This window comes from Maribacter vaceletii (genome assembly GCF_003634105.1).
GTDB classification, from domain to species: domain Bacteria; phylum Bacteroidota; class Bacteroidia; order Flavobacteriales; family Flavobacteriaceae; genus Maribacter_B; species Maribacter_B vaceletii.
Genome location: NZ_RBIQ01000009.1, coordinates 423027 through 445965 on the forward strand (window position 1 = coordinate 423027; position 22939 = coordinate 445965).

At 31.7% G+C, this 22939-nt stretch carries 21 protein-coding genes; 15 read left to right on the forward strand and 6 right to left on the reverse strand.

From position 1 onward, the window contains the following. Window positions 1–108 precede the first annotated feature (108 nt). From CLV91_RS12780 to CLV91_RS12790, 3 genes are all read right to left on the reverse strand, one after another. Window positions 109–996 (reverse strand): bifunctional 5,10-methylenetetrahydrofolate dehydrogenase/5,10-methenyltetrahydrofolate cyclohydrolase, encoded by an 888-nt coding sequence (locus CLV91_RS12780; protein ID WP_121068565.1) that lies wholly within the window; start codon window positions 994–996, stop codon window positions 109–111. A 67-nt stretch (window positions 997–1063) separates the two neighbouring features. Next, window positions 1064–2404, reverse strand: coding sequence for a signal recognition particle protein (gene ffh, locus CLV91_RS12785; RefSeq protein WP_121068567.1), 1341 nt, complete (start codon window positions 2402–2404; stop codon window positions 1064–1066). Between the two features lie 138 nt (window positions 2405–2542). Continuing rightward, window positions 2543–4303, reverse strand: a complete 1761-nt coding sequence (locus tag CLV91_RS12790) for a hypothetical protein (RefSeq protein WP_121068569.1) — start codon at window positions 4301–4303, stop codon at window positions 2543–2545. Between the two features lie 110 nt (window positions 4304–4413). Between CLV91_RS12790 and CLV91_RS12795 the strand changes: the two genes are divergently transcribed. From CLV91_RS12795 to CLV91_RS12805, 3 genes are all read left to right on the forward strand, one after another. Next, complete coding sequence (locus CLV91_RS12795) at window positions 4414–4926, forward strand: RNA polymerase sigma factor (protein WP_121068570.1); 513 nt, start codon at window positions 4414–4416, stop codon at window positions 4924–4926. A 187-nt stretch (window positions 4927–5113) separates the two neighbouring features. Next, window positions 5114–6025, forward strand: coding sequence for a FecR family protein (locus tag CLV91_RS12800; RefSeq protein WP_121068572.1), 912 nt, complete (start codon window positions 5114–5116; stop codon window positions 6023–6025). Further along, a complete protein-coding gene (locus tag CLV91_RS12805) occupies window positions 6006–8558 on the forward strand; it encodes a TonB-dependent receptor (protein WP_121068575.1) in 2553 nt (850 codons plus the stop codon). The genes CLV91_RS12800 and CLV91_RS12805 overlap by 20 nt, the downstream gene beginning before the upstream one ends. On the opposite strand, the gene CLV91_RS12810 is transcribed toward CLV91_RS12805, so the two are convergent. The 3 genes from CLV91_RS12810 to argS all read right to left on the reverse strand — a co-directional run bounded on the left by CLV91_RS12810 (window position 8555) and on the right by argS (window position 14025). Beyond that, window positions 8555–11023, reverse strand: coding sequence for a TonB-dependent receptor domain-containing protein (locus tag CLV91_RS12810; RefSeq protein WP_121068577.1), 2469 nt, complete (start codon window positions 11021–11023; stop codon window positions 8555–8557). The two genes, CLV91_RS12805 and CLV91_RS12810, sit on opposite strands and share 4 nt — an antisense overlap. 203 nt (window positions 11024–11226) lie before the next feature. After that, window positions 11227–12003, reverse strand: coding sequence for a zinc-dependent peptidase (locus CLV91_RS12815; protein WP_121068579.1), 777 nt, complete (start codon window positions 12001–12003; stop codon window positions 11227–11229). Between the two features lie 234 nt (window positions 12004–12237). Further along, window positions 12238–14025: an arginine--tRNA ligase gene (gene argS / locus CLV91_RS12820; protein WP_121068581.1), complete on the reverse strand. Its 1788-nt coding sequence runs from the start codon at window positions 14023–14025 to the stop codon at window positions 12238–12240. Window positions 14026–14260: 235 nt separating this feature from the next. Between argS and CLV91_RS12825 the strand changes: the two genes are divergently transcribed. The 12 genes from CLV91_RS12825 to CLV91_RS12875 all read left to right on the forward strand — a co-directional run bounded on the left by CLV91_RS12825 (window position 14261) and on the right by CLV91_RS12875 (window position 22628). Then, the gene (locus CLV91_RS12825) at window positions 14261–15001 is read left to right on the forward strand and encodes a hypothetical protein (RefSeq protein WP_121068583.1); all 741 of its coding nucleotides are present in this window, start codon (window positions 14261–14263) and stop codon (window positions 14999–15001) included. 233 nt (window positions 15002–15234) lie between these two features. After that, window positions 15235–16203, forward strand: coding sequence for a hypothetical protein (locus CLV91_RS12830; protein ID WP_121068585.1), 969 nt, complete (start codon window positions 15235–15237; stop codon window positions 16201–16203). 208 nt (window positions 16204–16411) lie between these two features. Further along, the gene (locus CLV91_RS17110) at window positions 16412–16771 is read left to right on the forward strand and encodes an immunity protein Imm33 domain-containing protein (protein ID WP_121068587.1); all 360 of its coding nucleotides are present in this window, start codon (window positions 16412–16414) and stop codon (window positions 16769–16771) included. Between the two features lie 319 nt (window positions 16772–17090). Continuing rightward, window positions 17091–17690: a Crp/Fnr family transcriptional regulator gene (locus tag CLV91_RS12840; RefSeq protein ID WP_121068589.1), complete on the forward strand. Its 600-nt coding sequence runs from the start codon at window positions 17091–17093 to the stop codon at window positions 17688–17690. 73 nt (window positions 17691–17763) lie between these two features. Next, entirely contained in the window at window positions 17764–17973 is a 210-nt protein-coding gene (locus CLV91_RS17055) for a nitroreductase family protein (RefSeq protein WP_317124776.1), read from the forward strand. A 161-nt stretch (window positions 17974–18134) separates the two neighbouring features. Continuing rightward, window positions 18135–18386 (forward strand): nitroreductase family protein, encoded by a 252-nt coding sequence (locus tag CLV91_RS17060; RefSeq protein ID WP_317124778.1) that lies wholly within the window; start codon window positions 18135–18137, stop codon window positions 18384–18386. Next, a complete protein-coding gene (locus tag CLV91_RS12850) occupies window positions 18386–18865 on the forward strand; it encodes a DUF1097 domain-containing protein (RefSeq protein WP_121068591.1) in 480 nt (159 codons plus the stop codon). The genes CLV91_RS17060 and CLV91_RS12850 overlap by 1 nt, the downstream gene beginning before the upstream one ends. Beyond that, window positions 18858–19307 (forward strand): DMT family transporter, encoded by a 450-nt coding sequence (locus CLV91_RS12855; RefSeq protein WP_121068593.1) that lies wholly within the window; start codon window positions 18858–18860, stop codon window positions 19305–19307. The genes CLV91_RS12850 and CLV91_RS12855 overlap by 8 nt, the downstream gene beginning before the upstream one ends. After that, window positions 19304–20038 carry a GNAT family N-acetyltransferase gene (locus CLV91_RS12860; RefSeq protein WP_121068595.1) on the forward strand — a complete coding sequence of 245 codons (735 nt, stop codon included), beginning with the start codon at window positions 19304–19306 and terminating at the stop codon, window positions 20036–20038. Before CLV91_RS12855 ends, CLV91_RS12860 begins: the two co-directional genes overlap by 4 nt. 246 nt (window positions 20039–20284) lie before the next feature. After that, complete coding sequence (locus CLV91_RS12865) at window positions 20285–20839, forward strand: hypothetical protein (protein WP_147406424.1); 555 nt, start codon at window positions 20285–20287, stop codon at window positions 20837–20839. Between the two features lie 257 nt (window positions 20840–21096). Beyond that, complete coding sequence (locus tag CLV91_RS17040; protein ID WP_121068599.1) at window positions 21097–21831, forward strand: CPBP family intramembrane glutamic endopeptidase; 735 nt, start codon at window positions 21097–21099, stop codon at window positions 21829–21831. A 122-nt stretch (window positions 21832–21953) separates the two neighbouring features. After that, entirely contained in the window at window positions 21954–22628 is a 675-nt protein-coding gene (locus CLV91_RS12875; protein WP_121068601.1) for a hypothetical protein, read from the forward strand. Window positions 22629–22939 lie beyond the last annotated feature (311 nt).

Consider the following 22939-nt stretch of genomic DNA (forward strand, 5'->3'; position numbering starts at 1 on the left):
AAGATACTTCTTTTTATTGTAAAAAATCCTTAATACTAAAAATGTTTTTAGCACAAAAAAAGCCCTAAGGTTGTCCTTAGGGCTCTATCTTTATTTCTAAAAAAAAAATTATGCTTTAGAGGCTCTATGTCTTTCTCTTGCTAATAACGTATTTTTTAATAACATAGCAATAGTCATAGGTCCTACTCCTCCAGGAACTGGAGTAATAAAAGATGCTTTTTTGCTTACATTATCAAAATCTACATCTCCTGTAATACGGTATCCTCTAGGCTTAGTTTCATCTGGCACTCTGGTTATACCAACATCTATAATAACAGCATCGTCTTTTACCATTTCTGCTTTTAAGAAATTAGGTACTCCTAAGGCCGAAATTACAATATCTGCTTGTGATATTATCTGTGTAATATTCTTTGTTCTACTATGCGTAAGAGTAACAGTAGAATTTCCTGGCCACCCTTTTCTTCCCATTAAAATACTCATTGGGCGACCCACAATATGACTTCTACCAATTACAACGGTGTGTTTTCCTTGGGTTTCTACTTTATAACGTTCTAGTAACTCTAATATCCCAAAAGGCGTTGCTGGAATAAAAGTACTCATATCTAACGCCATTTTACCAAAGTTGGTTGGGTGAAACCCATCTACATCTTTATTTGGATCTACAGCTAATAAAACTTTTTGCTCATTAATTTGTGGAGGTAATGGTAATTGTATAATAAAACCATCTATATCGTCATTCTGGTTTAACTCCTCAATTTTATTTAGCAATTCTATTTCTGAAGTGGTACTAGGCAACTGCACCAAAGTAGATTCAAAACCTATACGTTCACAAGAACGAACTTTACTACCTACATAGGTTAAACTAGCCCCATCATTACCTACTAAAACAGCGGCTAAATGTGGTACTTTCTCCCCTCTTTCCTTCATTTTTGCTACCTCAGCAGCAATTTCATCTTTAATTTCGTTTGATACTTTTTTACCGTCTAGTAATTCCATTTTCTTGCAAAATACTGTTTAAAAAGGTGCATTAATAACACCATATATAGTTAATGTGTTTTGTTTTTTAAGGACGCATTCCTTTCATGTTGCCCATCATTTGCATCATCTTTTTACCGCCACCACCTTGCATCATTTTCATCATTTTACTCATCTGGTCAAACTGCTTTAATAATTGGTTTACCTCTTGAATATTACGGCCACTACCCTTTGCAATACGTTTTTTACGACTAGCATTTAAGGAGGAAGGTGTAGACCTTTCACTTGGGGTCATAGAATGTATAATAGCTTCTATGTGTTTAAAAGCATCATCATCTATATCTAACCCTTTTAAAGCTTTTCCAGCTCCAGGTATCATCCCCATTAAATCCTTAATGTTACCCATTTTTTTAATTTGCTGAATTTGCTTCAGGAAATCATCAAAACCAAACTTATTTTTGGCAATTTTCTTTTGGATTTTTCTAGCCTCTTCTTCATCAAACTGCTCTTGCGCGCGCTCTACTAAAGAAATAACATCTCCCATTCCAAGAATACGTTCTGCCATACGAGAAGGATGAAAAACGTCTATAGCTTCCATCTTTTCTCCTGTACCAATAAACTTTATTGGCTTATCTACAACAGACTTAATAGATATTGCTGCACCACCACGAGTATCCCCATCTAACTTAGTAAGTATAACCCCATCAAAATTAAGAATATCATTAAAAGCTTTTGCTGTATTTACGGCATCTTGCCCAGTCATAGCATCTACCACAAATAAAGTTTCTTGCGGTTCTATAGCTTTATGAATGTTAGAGATTTCGGCCATCATTTTTTCGTCTACGGCTAAACGACCGGCAGTATCTATAATTACTACATCATTACCATTTGCTTTGGCTTGTACTATACCTGCTTGTGCAATGGCAACTGGGTCATTATTTTCTTTATCCGAATAAACCTCAACATTTATTTGCCCCCCAACTACATGTAATTGATCAATAGCTGCAGGACGATACACATCACAAGCTACTAATAAAGGATTTTTTGACTTTTTATTTTTTAAAAAATTTGCCAGTTTACCAGAAAAAGTTGTTTTACCAGAACCTTGTAAACCAGACATTAAAACTATTGTTGGTTTTCCCGAAAGGTTAATACCTTCGGTCTCACCACCCATTAATGCTGTTAACTCATCTTTTACAATCTTAACCATTAATTGGCCAGGTTGTAATGTGGTAAGTACATCAGAACCTAATGCTTTTTCCTTTACCTTATTGGTAAATTCTTTTGCAATTTTAAAGTTAACATCGGCATCTAATAGTGCTCTACGCACTTCTTTAGTTGTTTCTGCAACATTAATTTCTGTAATCTGACCATGTCCTTTTAAGACGTGGAGTGCTTTATCTAGCTTTTCACTTAAATTATCAAACATCTTCTTGCTATATTAAGAGGGAAGGCAAATTTAAGAATATCCGCTGTAAGTGGGTAGCTTACAGGCAAAAATATGTGATACAAAAAGCGCCTATTATTAAAATAGGCGCTTTTCTTAAAAATGTGGGGTAAAAAAGGTTTATTTTTTTTCTAAAACAAGGTGATCATACCCACCATTATCGTTTTCATGTTTTAGTTCTAATCTATTTTCTTCTACTTCTAAAAGTATATAATCATTAGCTAAAGGATAAAAATTACTGTCTGCACCAAAGGTTATAATCATTTCTAACTTATTATCGCTATTTCTATATACCAACCATCTTCCTGTACTTACTTCTACTTGATTAGGATTATACACCGTTACTTTACCATTTGCACTAAAAGAGAATTCATAATTTGTATACGCTTCTGTACTTGGGTCTTGGTTTTCTGAGAAAAGAGCAACTTCCCAAAGGCTATCGTTAAATAAACCTCTTATCCATACTACATCTTCATCATCTACATCATTATCACAATTTCTCTCTAAAATAAGTTCATAACCAGTACCTGGGATTTCAAACTTTAAACGATTGTCTCTAAGATCAGACAAAGGCCATTCAAAACTAACACCTGGTTCATTGCCCATTGTTATTGCCATTACTAATCTTGCTTGTGCATTAAGTGTTATTTCCCATGTTCCTTCAGAAGAAACCTCTTCATTACTTAAAGTAACTACACCATCTGCCATAAAATTAAACTCGTATCCTAATAAACGATCTAACTCTTGATTATCTCTTTTTACTTTTTTAATTATCCAACTACATTCTTTTAATACTTGTCGTAATGTATTTGGGTCTTTATCTATAACATTACAGGCTTTCTTCATGATAATTTTATTACCACCTTCGGCAAATAATTTAATTTTACCCTCTTCTAATTCATATACAAACCAGTCTAAAGAAAAATCCATTAAAGCTGTAAATTCTAATTTTAATAAAACTCTATTATTAGAAACTCTGGTTGTCCATTCTCCTTCAATACTATTTCCTTCTCTATCTTTTGCAGTTACCGAACCATTTGCAGAAAAATTCATTGCATATTCAAAATACTGCTCTGTTTGGTCTTGTTCATTTCTTTGCACATCATGTATTAACCATGGGCAAGCAACTAAATATGCATCTAAACGCTCTTTAGAAAAATCATCATCATTATGGTCATTATCATCATCTTCATCACAAGTTTCTTTTGCACTTTCTATAGCTACAGCCAATTCTGCATTCGTATTTACAACAACCTCTGTACCATCATATAATTTTAGGGTTACAGGAAAATCCATACTCACTAATTGGTTCCCTTCTAACCCTGCAAAAAATCTTCTTAATTGCTTATCACTTTCTATAGTAGCATTACCTGTTTGTTGGTTGTTAACATCAAACGTGAAAACCGTTAAAGGATATACAAAATCTATACATTCTATATCATCATCTTTACCACCTTCTATACATTCTTTTGCTTTTTCTAGTAATGCTTCTTTTGATGCTATAGTAATTTCTGTATAATCTGCTAAAGTTATTGTTATTGGAAAAATAATATCTACAATATCACTATCTAAATCAACCTTATCTAATAACTCTTCTACAGTTGCTAAATCTTCTTTAGAATCTAAAGTTACATCTAAGCCGTTTACATTAACTGTGTAAGGGAATTCTATTGCAAAGCAACTTACACCATCTACAATATTATCAAAAGAACCATCTTGTGATGATGTATCTGTAATAAGTTTTGCCGCTGCAGAGTTTGCAGTAATTGACTCGTTTTCTTCTCCGTTAGATATTTCTTCAAATTCATCTTGGCATGAAGTAAATGATATTGCAAGTGCTAATAAACTTGCAAACAATGTGGTTTTAAAAAACTTTTTCATAACGATTTGGATTTTTATTTGTTTCTACAACTCTAAAACAACCAACTTTTAAAATACCCTACTTCTGCTGTTAATTTTTTTTAAAATATATTTGAGGTAAAATTAACCCCTTGAACAATAAAGAGCAAAACAACGTTTGTAAAGAAGAGGTATTTAGTGCTTTATTTTCTTCTCATTCTAAAACGGTATTTAACTACATATATTATAAGTATGGTAATGAAGAAAAAGCGTATGATGCTGTACAAGAAGCTTTTGTAAAGTTATGGGAGAACTGTAGTAAAGTTGCACCTCCTAAGGCTAAGTCCTATGTATATACCATAGCCAACAACCTGTATTTAAATGTTATTAAAGCAGAAAAGGTTCGTTTTAAACATAGGGATAAAGTAGCGACTACTACTAATGAGTCTCCAGAATTTTTAATGGAAGAGAATCAATTTAAAGAAAAACTAGAAGCTGCCTTAGATAGTTTACCAGAAAACCAACGTACCACTTTTTTATTGAACAGGATTGATGGTAAAAAATATAAAGAGATTGCCGAAATGGAAGGCGTAAGTGTAAAGGCTATTGAAAAAAGAATGCATTTGGCACTAAAGTCTTTGCGCGAAAAGATTGATGGGATTTAAATTTGGTTGATAGCTGTTGGTTGTTGGTGAAAAATTAAAAAATAGTAAAAGAAAAACAAAACAACTTTGGACATTGGACTTTAGACTTTAGACTTTAGACTTTAGACTTTAGACTTTAGACTTTAGACAAAATTAAAAAGTAGGGTATTTACCTTTACAGGTGTTATAAACATATAAGCTAGAAAAAATGCAAGAAAATTACTTAGCAAAATGGCTCAACAATGAATTGACGGATACAGAACTCGCGGAATTTAAAAAATCTGATGAGTATGCTTCCTATATAAAAATAAAAGAGGCATCGTCTAATTTAGAAGCTCCTGCTTTTAATATAGATGCCGCTTGGAATGAACATAAAAACAGACGTATAGTAGAAGAATCTAAAACCATACAACTAAAACCATACAAACGCTTTTTACAACTTGCTGCAGCCGTTGCGGTTTTACTAGTAGCGTCTTATTTTTATTTAGGAACTTTAGATCAATCTATAAGTACCCAATACGCGGAAAACAAAGAAGTAATTTTACCAGATACATCAGAAGTTTTATTGAATGCAGAATCTTCTGTTTCATATAGTGAAAAAAACTGGGACAAAGAGCGTAACATTTCCTTAGAAGGAGAGGCTTATTTTAAGGTTGCTAAAGGAAAACGCTTTACCGTTGCTACAGATAATGGTACTGTGGCTGTTTTAGGTACGCAATTTAATGTTGAAAATAGAAATAACTTTTTTGAAGTTACTTGTTTTGAAGGTTTGGTACGTGTTACTTATAATAATAAAGAAACCAAACTAACTGCAGGCACTTCTTTTCTTGTTATAGATGGTAAAGAAATTGCCGTAAATGGCCCGGAGAATACTGCCCCTTCTTGGATAAACAAAGAAAGTTCTTTTAATAGCATTCCTTTATCTTATGTTTTTAACGAATTTCAAAGACAACATAATGTAACAGTGGAAACTAAAAACATAGATACTAAGCAATTATTTACAGGTACTTTTAGCAATACCAACATTAATTTAGCGTTGCAAAGTATAAGCGTTCCTACTCAAATACAATACACATTAGAGGGGAATAAAGTAGTTTTCTATGCTAAAAACGCAGAATAACAAATTAGCTTTTTTTCTTTTTGCACTGCTTTTTCTCTGTTATACTACAGGAAGTGCACAAGAAACACAAACTGCTACCTTACCTTTAAAAGAACAACTTAAAAAGTTAGAGAACACATACGCTATAAAATTTTCTTTTGTAGACTCTGCTATTTCTAATATAAAAACGAACCTTATAAGTACTGGTTCTTTACAAGAGCAATTAGAGAATATAGCAGAACAAACGAACCTTTCTATTCAAAAAATAAACGACCGCTACTACGCCATAACTCTAAAAAAAACAATAACTATTTGCGGCACAATTTTAGATAATTTCAAAAATAAACCGCTTGCAAGTGCCACAATTCAAGTTATAAATAACACAAAGTCTACTATTGCAAATTCTAATGGAGAGTTTACTATTTCTAATATCCCTAGGGATGCATTACTTCAAATAAAATTTTTAGGATACAAGACCAAATTTATTACCGCAAAAGAGCTTATAAAAAAAGAAACTTGCACCAAAATTGTTATGGCGCAAAAGTATCAGGAATTAAATGAAGTTATAGTTTATAAATTTCTTACCACAGGGCTAAGTAAAAATAGCAATGGTAGTATTAGTATAAACACAGCAGATTTTGGAATTTTACCAGGCCAAATAGAACCCGACATTCTTAAAACCATACAAGCGCTACCAGGTATTAAAAGTATAGACGAAACTGTTTCTGATATTAATATTAGAGGTGGTACTAATGACCAAAACCTTATCCTCTGGGATGGTATAAAAATGTATCAATCTGGGCACTTTTTTGGTTTAATATCGGCATTTAACCCTTATTTAACAGACAAAATAACAAGTATAAAAAATGGAAGTAGCGCGCAATACGGTGATGGTGTTAGTGGCGTTTTAGATATTAAAACTAAAGACAACATAACAAGCACTATTAAAGGCGGAGCTGGTTTAAATTTTATTACCGGAGACGCCTATGCAAGAATACCCATCACAAATAAAATAGGTTTTCAGTTTTCTGCAAGACGCTCTCTCACAGATTTTTTAGACACACCTACTTACACTCGTTTTTCTGAAAAAGCTTTTCAAGACAGTAATGTATCTAAAGAAAATACAACAGCAGAAAATAAAAGAGATGCTATTTTCTATTTTTATGATTTTACGGGAAAACTACTTTATGATATGAATGCAAAACATAAAGTTCGTTTTAATGCTATGCGCACTAGCAACACACTTGATTATGTGGAGTCAAGAAATGACAGCCTACAATCTACTAGTAACTTAGACCAAACAAATTTTTCTTTTGGAGGAACTTTATCTAGTAGTTGGAGCCCTTATTTTTCTACCAATTTAACAGGCTACTATACACAGTATACCCTAAATGCTACTAACATTAACAACAACAATTCCCAAAACTTAGAACAGCGTAATGAGGTTTTAGAAACCGCACTAAAATGGAATACTACCTACCAACCAAATGCTAACTTTATTTGGAAAAATGGGTATCACTTAAATGAAGTAGGGATAACCAACTTTACTTTTGTAACGCAGCCGCCTTTTAACAGTAATATAAAAGGAGTTATTAGAACCCACGCCTTATTTTCTGAAGTAACGTATAACACAGAAGAAGAAAAATTTTATGTGCAAGCTGGTGCAAGATTAAACTTCATAGAAAATCTAGATACATTTAAAGAGACTATTTTAGAACCAAGACTAGCTGTTAGTTATAAGGTATCGGATGTTTTTAAGCTGGAAACCAAAGGAGAGTTTAAAAACCAAAGTACCAACCAGATAATAGATTTAGAGCAAAACTTTTTAGGTATTGAAAAAAGAAGATGGATTTTATCTGACGGGGAACAACTACCTATTACAAAAAGCAAACAAGCTTCCTTTGGTATACACTATGACCGTAATAATCTATATATTGGATTAGATGGCTTTTTTAAAGAAGTAAAAGGTATAAGTACGGCAACACAAGGCTTTCAAAACCAATACCAATTTAATGGAGAAATAGGGCAATATGCTGTTAAAGGGGTAGAGTTTTTAATTAATAAAAAGAGTATTTTTTATAGTGTATGGTTAAGTTACGCTTACAATACTAATACGTATACTTTTAAAACCTTAAATCCACAAAATTTTCCTAACAATCTAGATATAAGACATACTGCTACAATTGCAGGGACTTATAGCTATAAAAAATTAAAAATAGGATTAGGCTTAAATTATAGAAGTGGTAAACCCTATACCCAGCCACAAGAAGGAGATAATGCTATAAACACTACTTTTTTCCCTTCTAGAATAAACTACCAAGAACCTAACAGCAGCCGCCTCCCCGAATATATTAGAGCAGACGGTTCTGTTACCTATAGCTTTAAACTTACACCTAAAATTAAAGCAATTGCAGGAGCAGCTATTCTTAATTTTACAGGCAGAAAAAACATACTTAACACCTATTACAGAGTAAACCAATCTAATGAAATAGAAACGATACAAAACCTATCTATTGGTGCTACTCCTAACGCTAGTTTTAGGATTAATTTTTAAAATTCTCTTTTACCAAATTCACTTTCTATGAATTTAGAACGGTTTTTGTTTTTGTTAAATGAATAGGATAGGTTTAAGATAACCCTATCTACCTCTAACACATAATTGGTAGTAGTAAAAAACTCTCCTTCTCTACTAGTTGTTATTCTTTGTTCATTGGTGTTTAATAATCCCATGTCCATATTTTGCCATTGTAAAGTGGCTACCAACTTATTGTCCAAAAAGGTTTTTCTAAAGGTTAAATTTGGCAAATAAAATTCCGAATCTTCTCCTTGTGCTGTTTTACGATTAGATAAATAGTTTACCGTAAATTGTAATGATGCTGTGTCATTAAAAGTATAGGTACTATTTGCATTTACAGAAAAAATTGTGGCATCGCTATCTACATTACGCCCATCATAAGAACCATCTATGGTGTAGTTATAAATATTACCTCCTATAAAATTAGACCAGTTTTCTGTTGCCTTAAATTGTGTGCCTAATTCTATACCTGTTACATGTGCTTTTCCTACGTTAGAATAAATCCTATCTAAAATAGTATCATTAAAAACCTGGTTAACTCTATTTACTAAATTCTTTACATCTCTATAATACGCGGTAGCATAAACCGAATTTCCATTTTTATATTTCTTAGTGATTCCTAATTCTACTAAATCTATAAATTCTGGACGTAAGGTTGGATCCCCTTGTTCTAAAGTTTCGGAATGTTCTCTTTCTCTAAACGGGTTTAATTTAAATGAGGCAGTACGTTCTACACGTTTGCTATATGCTATTTTTAATTTAGTAGCATCATTTATGCTGTATTGTAAAGAAGCCGATGGAAACAACTTAGTATAATTATAAGAATATGTAGTATCTACAGTTTGGGTTTTATCTTTTAAATCTAACACCCTATCCATTGCTTCTATACGAACACCTGCAGCATAATCCCATTTACTTTTTTTACCGTTTAACTGTACATAACCCGAGTGTATAGTTCTTGTTAAATCTACCTGACTAGAAAATTCCGGAACCAACTCAAACTCTTGCGTTGTATTATTACGTCTTTCATACACGAAATCTCCTTTATGGTCTAAGTTTCTATATTGGTAACCAGTTTCTATATTCCCAAAAGAAAAAGGAACAAAGCTATAATCTACCTGAGCACGTATTCCGTAAAGTGGGTTATCATTTGTATTAAACTCGTCCTGCAAAATTACTTGTGTATTAGGGTATGCCAAATTTCTATTTGTAGTTGGCCCTCCTAGCAATGTATACTCATACAGTAGAGAACTAGATAATTTAGATTTGTTAGTAAAAGTATGTTTGTAATCTAAGCTACCAAGAACAAAATCTCCTTTTCGTATTCTTAAGTTTTCATTGTAATATTGAAAAGTATAATCTCTTGTAGTACCATTAACTGGAGTAATAGAATGGTTGTCATAATACAAAATATCGGCCCTTCTATCTTTAGAACGCTTTCCTGCAAAAAAGCCAAGAGAAAATTCATTTTTTGTATCTGGTGTATAGTCTAGTGTAAACCTTCCGGAGTAGTTAGTTTCATCATAACTACGCTCTCCATCCGACGGAAATCTAGTAAACGTATCTCCTATAATGGTATATACATCTCCTTCTCTTCTACCAGTAACATCATTACGTTGGTAACTTGCTCCAAGAGAAACATTCCATGTATCGGAACGTACATTATACGTAATATCTGCTCCATAACGTTGCGCTGCCTCCCCATTATCATAATCTTCTATAGAAGGGAAACCACCTTTTACATTAACTTGCGTATACGTACCATTGATAGCACCTTTTTTTGTTATTATATTTAAAATACCACCTTTACCTTCTGGGTCATATTTTGCCGATGGTGCTGTAATTAACTCTACCCTTTCTACTGCATTTGCTGGTAATTGATTTAAAATAGTTGCCGCATTACCTTGTACTGGTTTCCCATTTAATAAAGCTACAAAACCTGTGGTTCCACGTACACTTATATCTCCCAAACCATTAACACTTACCGATGGTAAATTTTTAATAACATCTGTAGCACTACCTCCTTGGCTATTTTGAAAAACCTTAGCATCATAAACCTGACGGTCTATTTTATTTATTACAGTTGCCCTATTTGCTTTAACCACAACCTCATCTAATTCATTACCTCCTATTCGTAACCCTAGAGTACCAACCTTTTTTGTACGGCTATTTTCTATAACAATATTTTCTATAGTTTTAGTTTCATATCCTAAAAAAGATACTTCTAAATAATAGGTTCCTTTTTTTAGATTAGAAATAGTAAATACTCCATTAATATCTGTAATAACTCCTGTTACTAGTTCTTTATTCGCTTGCTTAAAAATGGCAGCAGTAGCATACTCTAATGGTTCTTGTGTATCTACATCTATTATTTTACCCGTTACTTGACCAAAGGTTGTAAGTATTGCAAGTAAAAAAAAAGCAATAAAATATTGGTATTTCATTCTTCTATTAATTTTGTGAAAATTTAATCTCTGCAAATGTATGCAACATAAAAAAGCAATGGTGTTCTATTAGAAAAAGGTATGGTCTTTTTTCTATAACATATCTTTAAAAATAATTTTCTAAGATGCGAATGTATATGTTTTATTAAACAATAAATGTTAAAAATACGCTTAAATTTCTCCGTACTATCTATACAAATACACTACTGTATCATTTTAGAGATAATAGAGTACAATTTTGGAAACTGAATTTTAAACTCCTGCGGACTCTCTACAAAACATTCTACCGATACTGCAAAAAACTCATGAATATTTGTTTTACCATATTCTCTAAAATAGTTTGATGCATTTACTCTTGCTATAAAATCTGGATTTTTAAACAACTTATTTATTTTACGCATCCCAAACATAAAAACATAAGACCTAAAGTTTAGTTTATTTGCAACGTTAAAACTTATAGCATGCGAAAACTCATGTACTGCCAAGTTAATATTGTCGTTAGGGATTTTAAACCCTTGTAATAAATTTTCTGCTGAAAATACTAACATTTTTAAAGACGGATTATATTCGCCATAATGCTTTTTCTTGGTATGAATAGAATAATACTCTTTTGGATATACGCGTATTTTTTCTACAGATAAAATTAGAAAATCGGCCATACTTAAAGTTAGCATTGCAGCCGTAGCACTTAGTAAAAGTGTAATTTTTTCTTGCTGTTTTACATCTTCATGAAAAAGGATGGTTTTTCTTTCTCTAAAACGAACTACTCTTTTTCTAAAAAGCTTCTTTTTCTTTTTAGGTAAATCCTTAAAAAAAGGGAGATAATAAATTATAGTTTTCTCCTCCTCTGCCGTTAACGGAGGTATTCTTTTAAATGGATTAAGAAAAAATAAATCTAACGTATAATAAATAATATAGAGTAGATAGCCTAGAATAAAAGCCAAGGCAGTAAAACCAAAAATATGTATACCATCTAGCATATTACTTATTGCGTTTTTTATGAACCCAAAACCCTATTCTCGATACACTTCTCCTTTGTCGAAGCACTCGAATTGACGAATTTTTAGTGAATTAATTAAACTTTTATAAAAAACGTCTTTTCGAGTGTTTTGACTCCTGAAAGAGAGACAAAATGTATCGAGAAACTTTTCCAAACCTAAAACCCTATTCTCGATATACTTCTCCTTTGTCGAAGCACTCGAATTGACGGGTTTTTACATTCGCTCCGGCACCTCTACCCCTAATAAAGAAAAAGCATCTTGTATAACAGCGCTTACTTTTTTAGAAAGCTGTACTCTAAAAATTTTCTTTTGCTCGTCCTGCTCCCCTAAAATAGATACATTTTGGTAAAAGGAATTAAACTCCTTTACCAAATCATAGGTATAGTTTGCAATAATAGCCGGACTATAATTTTCTGCAGCCAATTGTATCGTTTCTGGGAAAATTTGTAATTGTTTTATTAACTCTTTCTCCTTCTCATGTAAAGAGAAAGATGCATCTACAGCATCTTCTGTTGCCACACCCGTACTTTCTGCTTTACGCAAAATAGATTGTATTCTGGCATAGGTGTATTGAATAAAAGGCCCTGTATTCCCTTGAAAATCTACCGACTCTTCTGGGTTAAACAAAATACGTTTTTTAGGGTCCACCTTTAAGATATAATATTTTAAAGCGCCCATACCAATCATATGGTACAATTTGTCTTTTTCTTCTGCAGAGTATTCCTCTAGTTTTCCTAACTCTTCGGATATAGTAGCTGCCGTTTGCGCCATATCTTGCATAAGGTCATCGGCATCTACTACGGTACCCTCTCTACTCTTCATTTTTCCGCTAGGTAAATCTACCATACCATAACTTAGGTGAAATAAATTTTTGGCCCAAGAGAAGCCTAATTTCTTTAGAATAAGGAATAGTACTTTAAAGTGGTAATCTTGCTCATTACCTACGGTGTATACCATTCCGCCAACATCGGCATAATCTTTAACACGTTGTATGGCGGTACCAATATCTTGGGTCATATATACGGCAGTACCATCGGAACGTAAAACAATTTTCTCATCCAAACCTTCGTCCGTAAGGTCTATCCAAACACTACCATCTTCTTTTTTATAAAAAACCCCTTTTTGGAGACCATCTGCAACCACATCTTTCCCTAACAAATAGGTATTACTCTCGTAGTAAAGCTGGTCAAAATCTACACCAAGGTTTTTATAGGTAACATCAAAACCTGCATATACCCATTGGTTCATGGTTTTCCAAAGTTTTACCACTTCTTTATCACCAGCTTCCCATTTGCGTAACATTTCTTGTGCAGCAACTAAAATAGGTGCTTCTTTTTCTGCCTCCTCTTTTGCCGTACCATTTGCAACTAAATTTGCTACCTCTGCTTTATATTCTTGGTCAAATTTCACATAATAGTTGCCTACTAATTTGTCTCCTTTTAGACCGGTACTTTCTGGAGTCTCATTATTTCCAAAACGTTGCCATGCTAACATACTCTTACAAATATGAATACCACGGTCGTTAATTATTTGTGTTTTATATACTTTTTTGCCCGAAGCTTTTAAAATTTCTGCCACGGAATATCCTAATAAGTTATTACGAATATGACCTAAATGTAGAGGTTTGTTAGTGTTTGGCGAAGAATATTCTACCATTACAGCCTCTTTGCTATTTGCTTTGGCATATCCAAATTGGGATTCTTTTTTAATGCTGTTAAAGAAATTTACATAAAAAGCATCTGCAATTACTAAATTTAAAAAGCCTTTTACGACGTTAAAATCTGTTACCTCGGCAACTTCTTTGGTAAGGTACTCTCCAATTTGCTGACCTATTTGTACCGGATTCCCTTTTACCACGCGTAACATAGGAAAAACAACTACAGTAATGTCTCCGCTAAAATCTTTACGAGTAGGCTGAAACTCTACCACTGGCAGCTCTGCATTAAAAATTGCCTTTATAGCTTCTTTTACTTTTGTAGTAAGTACTTCTTGTATGTTCATTGGTAACCCGTATTTAAGGCTGCAAAACTACGGAAAATTCTAATCTTTTTAATATTAAAGGTTTTCCCCTCTTTATTACAAAAAAGTTTTTTATTCTTATAAATTAAAATGATAATTTACTTACAAATATTATATTTGGTGTAAACGAGAACAAAATGTCCTGTTATCCCGAAATGTGTAAGGGATATACCGGAATATTGTTCTCGATATAACAAGTTAGGCAACATTAAAATCCATGCGAATACCACTATTACTTTTACTGATTTGTTCGATTTTATTAAATTGTTCTACCCAAAAGAGGATATTAACGGATTTGGATAAAATCGGGTTAAAAGGGCAAGTGAAATATCTAAAATTCGAAAGTCATTTAACGGAAAAAGATGGAGAATTAACTAGTAATCAAAACGAGGGAAAAGGAATTATAATTGATAATGAATTTTTCTTTAATGAAAACGGTATGATTTCGGAACAACGCCAATATTCTAAGTCCGAGTTATCTCAAATATTTGTTTTTGAATATGACAACCATAACCTCTTGATTTTAAAAAATTATTTCAATCCATCACATGTACTTGTAATGAAATCGAAATTTGAAAACACTTTCAACAGCAAGGGTAAAATAATTAAGCAATTCGAATTTAGGGCAACCAACAATTCATTTATGGATTCAACCAAAATCACATACCAAAAAATGCCCCATAAAACAATGGAATTTTCATATAATCAGAATGGGGAACTAGAAAAAATGACATACATTCAATCGATTTTTGGGTCTAATTTACCAAAAAGCATAATGGAATATAGGAATGGCTTAATGGACAAGCAATTGTTAGTCGATTCAAATGGAAGCATAATTAGCTCCAGCAATATAATTTGCTTGGGATTTGACAAAATTGGTAATTGTATAAAACTTAAAACTAAGGACAATAGTAGCGCAGAGGAATACACTAATGCTGAAATAAAATATTATAAATAACGTTGCCTAACAAAACCTAAAATTAATGCGTTGGTTTGGTGTTTAATCAAAACGTTAGTGTAATTTTATAAGGTCGCCAAATCAGTTTGATTTGACATTTTAATAATAAAAAAAAGAAAAAACGCAAACAAAAAGCTTAGGCTTAGCGCGAAGACGGAAGCGAAAAGGCTTCCTTACTCCGCACTAATATTAGCTCAGGCGTTAGCGGCAATCTAAACATACTCCCGAAATAAATGAAAGATTCAAAAAAATGGAAAAGTAGACTATTGTCATCAAGTATACCATTGGAGTATGAAGTTGCAAAAATTCTATCTGATTTAGATTTTAGTGTTTCATTTGACTACTCATATTTCCGAAAAGATGGAGAACGCAGAAAGGAATTTTCTACAGATATAAAGGGTTATTTCCTTTTTCCAATAGATTCTGAAGATAAAATTGATGCCAGCTTAACACTATTGACTGAATGTAAATATAGAGATGAAAGTAAAAAATGGGTTTTTCTTCCAGATGTAAATAAACCAGACTTTTCAACTTTCACATTGGGGCATACTATAAAATCTCTAGCCGAATTCTCACTAAAAAAAATAGAAAAGGACTTAATCTACGAATTTGAAGAAAAACTTGATTTCGCTTTAAAAGGAGTTGAAATAAATATTACAAGCGGAGAAGTATTTGATAAAGACATTAGACACGGTATTTCACAACTTAAATATGCCCTACCATATTTGATAAAAAGAGACATTGAATCAAACATTTGGGGACATTTAGTAGATACTAACCCACCATACATAATTTCAATATTAGTAACAAATGCTGAATTATATATTTTAGATGATGATTTTTCAATAAGTAAAATTCGTGAAGTAGATAATATCGAACAGTTAGCGAAGAAAGTACCCTATCTCGTTTATAATTCTGAGATTGGTCCTGATTTCACAGAACACCATAAAGAAATATTTAAGGATTTTACTCTAAATTTTGAAGAAAAAGAAAATTTAAGCCAATTTGAAAACTTTCAAAAAAAGCATAAACATAAAGAATACAGTATATATAATTCACCAGTAAATAAATGCTGGGAATTAGAAAATTCTCACTACTCGACATTAAAAGAGTTTTATTCACAACACTTTATTTGTTCATTTGAACATTACCCGAAATTAGTTAATGAAATTATAGGTGTTTTATCAAAAATGACGAAATAAAGACTGCCGCTAACAATGGCTATAATTAATACGGGTTTGGTGCTTAACCCAAAGTTTAGAGCTTTTAACTAAGTCCGCCAAATCTTTTGATTTGGCTTTAATAAAGAAAAAGATAAAACAAAATAAAAAGTTTTGGCTAAGTCCTTAATCGGAAATTTATTACTTTTAATTCCCGTACTAACCATAGCCGAAGCCGTTACCCAACATTTTGAAAATCGAGATATTTAAAGAACATATTGAAGTACAAAAGTCAATTTGCAAAAAATATAATTCAGACTTTTCGCCAATCGACGGACAACTTTTCATTGGTTTAGGAACCGAATTAGAATTTGAGCCTGTAAATGGGTTACGACACCCTTCGCATGGAACAATGAACGGGTGGTATATTTGGAGCGGAGAATGGTCTAACGCAGATGATTTTTTCAGACCTGTACATGCTCATTGCTTAATCGAAATGTGTCCAGAAATCCTAAAATATTTAAGTCTTGATATCGGATTTAGATTTCAAATAGACAGAAAAGGTTATGAAGATGTTTGGTATGACGAAAAAATAACTCGTTTGGAATGATGGACTTAAAAATACCGCGTGAATTGACTTTTTACTCAAACGCAATCGGTACGCAGATGGACTTACCAATCTGACGGATAAATTAACTCGGACGGAAAAAAACGTTGGGTAACAATACCTAAACGTAATGCGGACTTTAGGGAAAACCGAAAGGTCTGTGTATATTTATAGTGTCGCTAAATCTTATGGATTTAGCTTTAGAATAGAAAAAATAAATCAAAACAATAAGCTTTAGCTTCGTGCGCAGACGGAAACGAAAAGTTTCCTTACTACCGCACTACGCTTAGCCGAGACGTTGTAAGTCATAAAAAACTCACTATTGACAAAAGAAAAATACATTTCAGAATTAAAATCTAAGTTTGAAAACTATATAGTAATTTCAGAAGAGTCTTGGTCATTAATTGAATCTATAATTACATTTCAAGAATTAGAAAAAGATGAAGTTTTATTAAGAAATGGGCAAATTGCGAAAAGTGTACATTTTGTCTGTAAAGGAGCTTTAAGAGCATATGTGACAGATTTTGATGGTAATATTTATAATAAAAACATCTTTCTTGAAACCGATTTTGCAGGTTCTACAGTTTCATACCTTCTCAAGACTCCTTCTAATTTCACATTGGAAGCTCTGGAAAAAACAAGTCTAATTAATCTTAATTATGAGAAATACAGACAATTCATAGAGGAAAATATAGACTTAAAGAATTTTTATATTGCTTACTTGGAAAAAAACTGGATTATCGAAAAAGAAGAAAGAGAAGTTTCTTTAGTAATGGAAAATGCAACGGATAGATATATAAAACTATTACAAAAACACCCAACTATTGACCAAAGAATACAAAAACTACATATAGCTTCTCATTTAGGAATTACACCTACTCAATTAAGTAGAATAAGAAAGAATCTAAAGAAAAACCTCTAAATCAACATATGTAAAGGCACAACTTTATTACTCATTTTATCTTTGAGCTATTAATCAATACAAGAAAGATATTATGAATTTAATTAATAATTTAGAGTGGAGATACGCCACTAAAAAATTCGATACTTCTAAAAAGGTTTCTACAGAAAACTTAGAGATAATAAAGAAAGCTATTCAATTATCAGCATCTTCTTATGGTCTCCAATTATATAAAGTTTTTGTTATAGAAAATCAAGAACTAAGAGAAAACCTAAAACAGCTTCTTACGGACAAACTCAAATAACAGAGGCATCCCATTTAATTGTTTTTTGCAATTATTCAATTATAACAGAAGAACATATAAATGAATACTTCTCCTTAAAATCTGAAATAGAACAAGTTGATATATCTAATTTTAAAGCTTATTCAGATTTCATTAAAGCAGATGTTAATAATAGATCTAAAATTGAAAAAGACAAATGGACTTCTAATCAAACTTATATTGCCTTAGGAAATTTATTGAATGCTTGTGCAGAACTAAAAATAGATGCTTGTCCTATGGAAGGTTTTGAAAGAGAAAAATACAACGACATATTAGCTCTTAAAAAACAAGGGCTAAACACTTCTGTTGTTGCTACTATTGGTTATCGTTCTGATAATGACACTTCCCAACACACACCAAAAGTTAGAAAGTCAATCAAATCTCTTTTTGCATAATGAAATCATTAAAACAAGCATTAACAATGGGGATAACTGGAGCAATAGCTGTTTTTATAGCATCCTTTTTTGGATTACCTACTTGGGTTTTATTTATGGCTTGGGTAAGTTATTATCTATTTGGAACAAAAACTAAAACAGCATTGCTGATTCTTGTACAACAAGTTTTTGGAATTTTAATAGCTATGATTATCCAATACTTTGGCACTTATTTTTCAGAAACTCTTGGCTCATTAGGATTTCCTTTAATAGTATTTATTGTTATGATTGGAGTATTTTATATCTCCAAACTAAAATATTTAAATACTATTCCTGCTTACTTTTTAGGAATGATTATTTGGTTTGGTTCAAAAACACAAATAGATATAAATATCGTTCTTTTATTAACCTTTACTTTATTTTCTGGTTATGTCTTTGCTTGGATAAATGTAAGTATTAGTGAACTAATTAAATCTAAAAGCTTACAACAATATGAATAATTATGTTTTATTAATTTTAGCTTTTATTGGTGGTGTATTTTTAGCTATGCAAGGTGGTTTAAATGCTCAATTGGGTGTTTTATTAAAAAACCCATTATTAGCAAGTTTGATTGCATTTTCCAGCAGTACTTTATTTTCTTTCGTATTTGTACTTATTAATTACAAATCCCTACCGACAATAATGCAAATAAAAGAAGTTCCTATTTATTTATGGTTTACGGGTGGCTTCTTTAGTGTACTCGGAATAAGTTTATACTATTACACCATTCCTAAACTTGGAATTTCTACAATGATTTCAATAGGACTATGTGGTCAATTAATCTTTGCTGTAATTGCAGGGAATTACGGTTGGTTAAATTTACCTTTAGAACCAATAACATTAAAAAAGACAATAGGAATGTCATCAATGATTCTAGGAATCGTATTAATCAATATAAAATGAACAGTATAAAATTAAATATCGAAAACTTAATTTCTATTTGGCAAACAGTAAGTGAACCATTTAATGCTAGTTTTCACGAAAAAGAATTTGATTATTGTTTAATGAAAGATTCAGAATGGCCCAATAGGTTGTGGTTTCATAACGATATTAATGAAACTAAAATAGCTCTTGCTAAAGAAAAACTATCTTCTATTTCTACAAACCTAACAGTTCCATATTGGAATATTCACAATAATAATTCTTTTCAATTATTAGAAGAAAATGGATTCAACCTTAAATTTGAACAAATAGGAATGTCATTAAAACCTGACCATTCATTTATTGAATCAAGTAGCCTATGTTTAAAAAAGGTGTCTACAAAAAAAGAAACTGAATTATGGTCTGTATTATTTTCTAAGTCTTTTGGATATTTCATAAATCCTATGTTATTAAACAAATATCAAGAAAATACAGATTATTATATTGCTTATCATAAAAATGAAGCCGTTGGGACAGCTATTCTGCATATAACAAACAAAGTTACTGGTATTCATTCTGTCGGAATAATACCAGAACAAAGGAGAAAAGGTTATGCAGAAAAAATAATGAAACTTTTAATAAATCAATCCATTGAAATTAATAGTGATTACATTACTTTACAATCATCTAATATGGGAAAAGGATTATATTTGAAATTAGGCTTTGAAGAACAATTCACTATAAAAAATTACGCCTTACAACAACGCATATAAAACATAGCTTTTTAAATTGTTCATTCGAGCTTTATTCTTACTTTTAAATATCAAACTAAAACATGAAAATTAGCTATTCTTAAACGCTACGTTTCATATGCAAACCGTTCTACACCATTTAAAACAAACATTAGATTGAAAACAATATTTCTGATTTTAGGATTAACAATACTTACATCTTGCAACTTGCAACCAAAAAAAGAAGGTAAAATATCGAAGGAACAAGTTCTTGAAAATATTCAGACTTTGCGAAACGCTGGATTTTTTGAGGTTTATGAAAGTATGAGTGATTTGGAAGTTTATGATACCATCTATGCTGACCGAAAAAAGAGGTATTCCGAGATTTTTGAAAAGCAATATGACCCAGGAATGGATTTAGATGCAATCCAACTTGCAGAATGCGATAGAACCAAATTATTATTTATTGACTTGGAGGCTGACGTTGCAATGGATAATAACGTCTACATTGAAGTAATAAAAGCTTTTGGAATACTATCAAATAAAAAATTTGACCCGACTGATATAAAAGAACAATGGACATCTGAAACTGGTCCAATAGAAGTTTCTTTCAAATCTAACAACTCGCTCATAAAGTTTAAACCTGAATACCAAGACGACTGGCTTCACGAAAGTGTTTTTAAGATTTGTCAAGCAGAATTAGAACGCAAAAGTATCCGAATTACGGACTGTTTATCTGATGATGGGTACGGATACGGACAGGCTATTGCAATTATGAGATTAACTGAAAAGGAACAAAAAATCCTTGAAAATAAGTTGAATTGGAAGTTTACATCGGAATAAAAACGGTGTAGAACACGGTGTATAAAACATAGCTAATAATTGCTAAATCGAAAGGTTTGTACTTATTTACAAAGACCGTCAAATTTTTAAATTTGGCTTTTAGAATAGAAAAATTAAAAACAAAACATAAAAATTCGGCTCTGTGCTAATCCGAAAAGTTAGCGTCTTTTTACACGCTACATTTCATACACAAGACCGTTACCTGTAATAAAAAAAACTCACTCAACATCAATGAACATCCCAAAAATAAATTTTTAATGCCGACAATTAAATTAATTTTATTTACATTTTTTACTATACTATTTACTGTTATTCTTCCTAGTTCTATTGCACGCTTATTTTCAGAAAACAAGTTGATTAAAGAATTATTAGAATCTATTATACCGTTGTTATTCTTCTTGATATACACTTATAGAAACCGCAAAAACCTTTTAAATTTTCAACCTACCCTAATTTATCGAAAAACACTTTGGACATTACTTATTATTCCTTTATTCATCGCTTTTTTGAAAAACCCTATCACCAATTTTGAATTGAATACTTTTTTTTACGTATTAATGATTTCAACAACAATTGGAATAACTGAGGAATTAATATTCAGAGGAATTTTATTTAGAAAATTTCAAAAATCAAAGTTTCCTGTATATTTATTAATAAGTGCTATACTATTTGGGGTACTACATTATAACCAAGGAGTTATAGGAATAATATCAGCAACTATTGGTGGGCTCATATATGGTTTGTCCAGAATTTCTGGCTTTCCCTTATTACTGTTAATTATTTGTCATTCAGCAACTGACTTTCCTATGATGTGGATGAAATACGGAAATCATCCTGAAGAGGTAATAAAAAACACTACACTATCTGGAATAATTAATCTAAGTAGTATTCTGTTTTTTTTAATTGTATTATTTATTGTAATCAAATTTTTATTTAAAACCGAACATTGGACTAATGAATTTAACAAAATTACTACAGGTAACACCGTATAAAAATAATGCTTAAATTAGTGCTTAATCAAAGGCTAGTGCAATTTTGTTACGTCTGATTTTCCTTCGGAAAATCCTCGCACACAAAACCGCACTATTCTTATACATAAACGTTACCTACAATTATGAAATACTATCACATTATCGAATTAATTCTAGATTTTATAGCCTCTATTTTCTGGCCGTTAATTACCATAATAATATTTCTAATACTAAAGGAGCCAATTAAAACCTTAATTAACAATATAAAGAAAATTGGCTACGGCGGGACTGCTTTAGAAACAAATCTTGTGGACGACCAAAATAATGACACTTCTATTCTTGAACTTTTAGGAGATGGAAATGATGAGTCTTATTTGGATAATGCTTTAGGAATGTATTCAAATGTTTCTATTAAACAAGCCGAAGAAATAATTGAAAAGGAAACTAAAATTTCTGAAGTTGACGGATATCAAAATAAACTGGAAAGGTTACAGAAATATTCCAAACTGTTGGTTATGTTTAAAAGTTTTGAGAGGGTTTATGATTCTATATTCGGTAGTCAAATAAGATTTTTACAAAGGTTAAATCATACATCGGTGGAATCAAAGACCTCGCTAAAGCTTTACTATGACAACGCTTCTAAAAACTATCCTGAAGCCTACAAATCATATACTTATGACAGATACTTGAAATACCTACATAGGAATGGACTAATTATAATGGAGGAAAATGACGAAAATATTCAAATTACATTTTTTGGCAAAGATTTTTTGAGATATCTCATAGAGGCAAATTTATCATTAGAAAAGCTGTATTAAAATAACTGTAGGTAACAATACCTATAGTAAATAGGGCGTAAAGGGCTATATTTAATGTCTTGGGCGTGTTTACTAAGTCCGCCAAATCTTTTGGATTTGGCAATTAAAAAAATGAAAATAATCACAAAACAAAAAGCTTTGGCTACGAGCGCAGACGGAAACGAAAAGTTTCCTTGCCTGCCCTACTTGCCATAGCCGAGACGTTAGGTGCAAGCTGGGTACGTTAAAGGCACATCCTTTACAAAGTTAAAGGCACATAGTTTACACTTTTTAAAGACTAATTTTCTGAGTAAAACCAGAAATTATGCCTT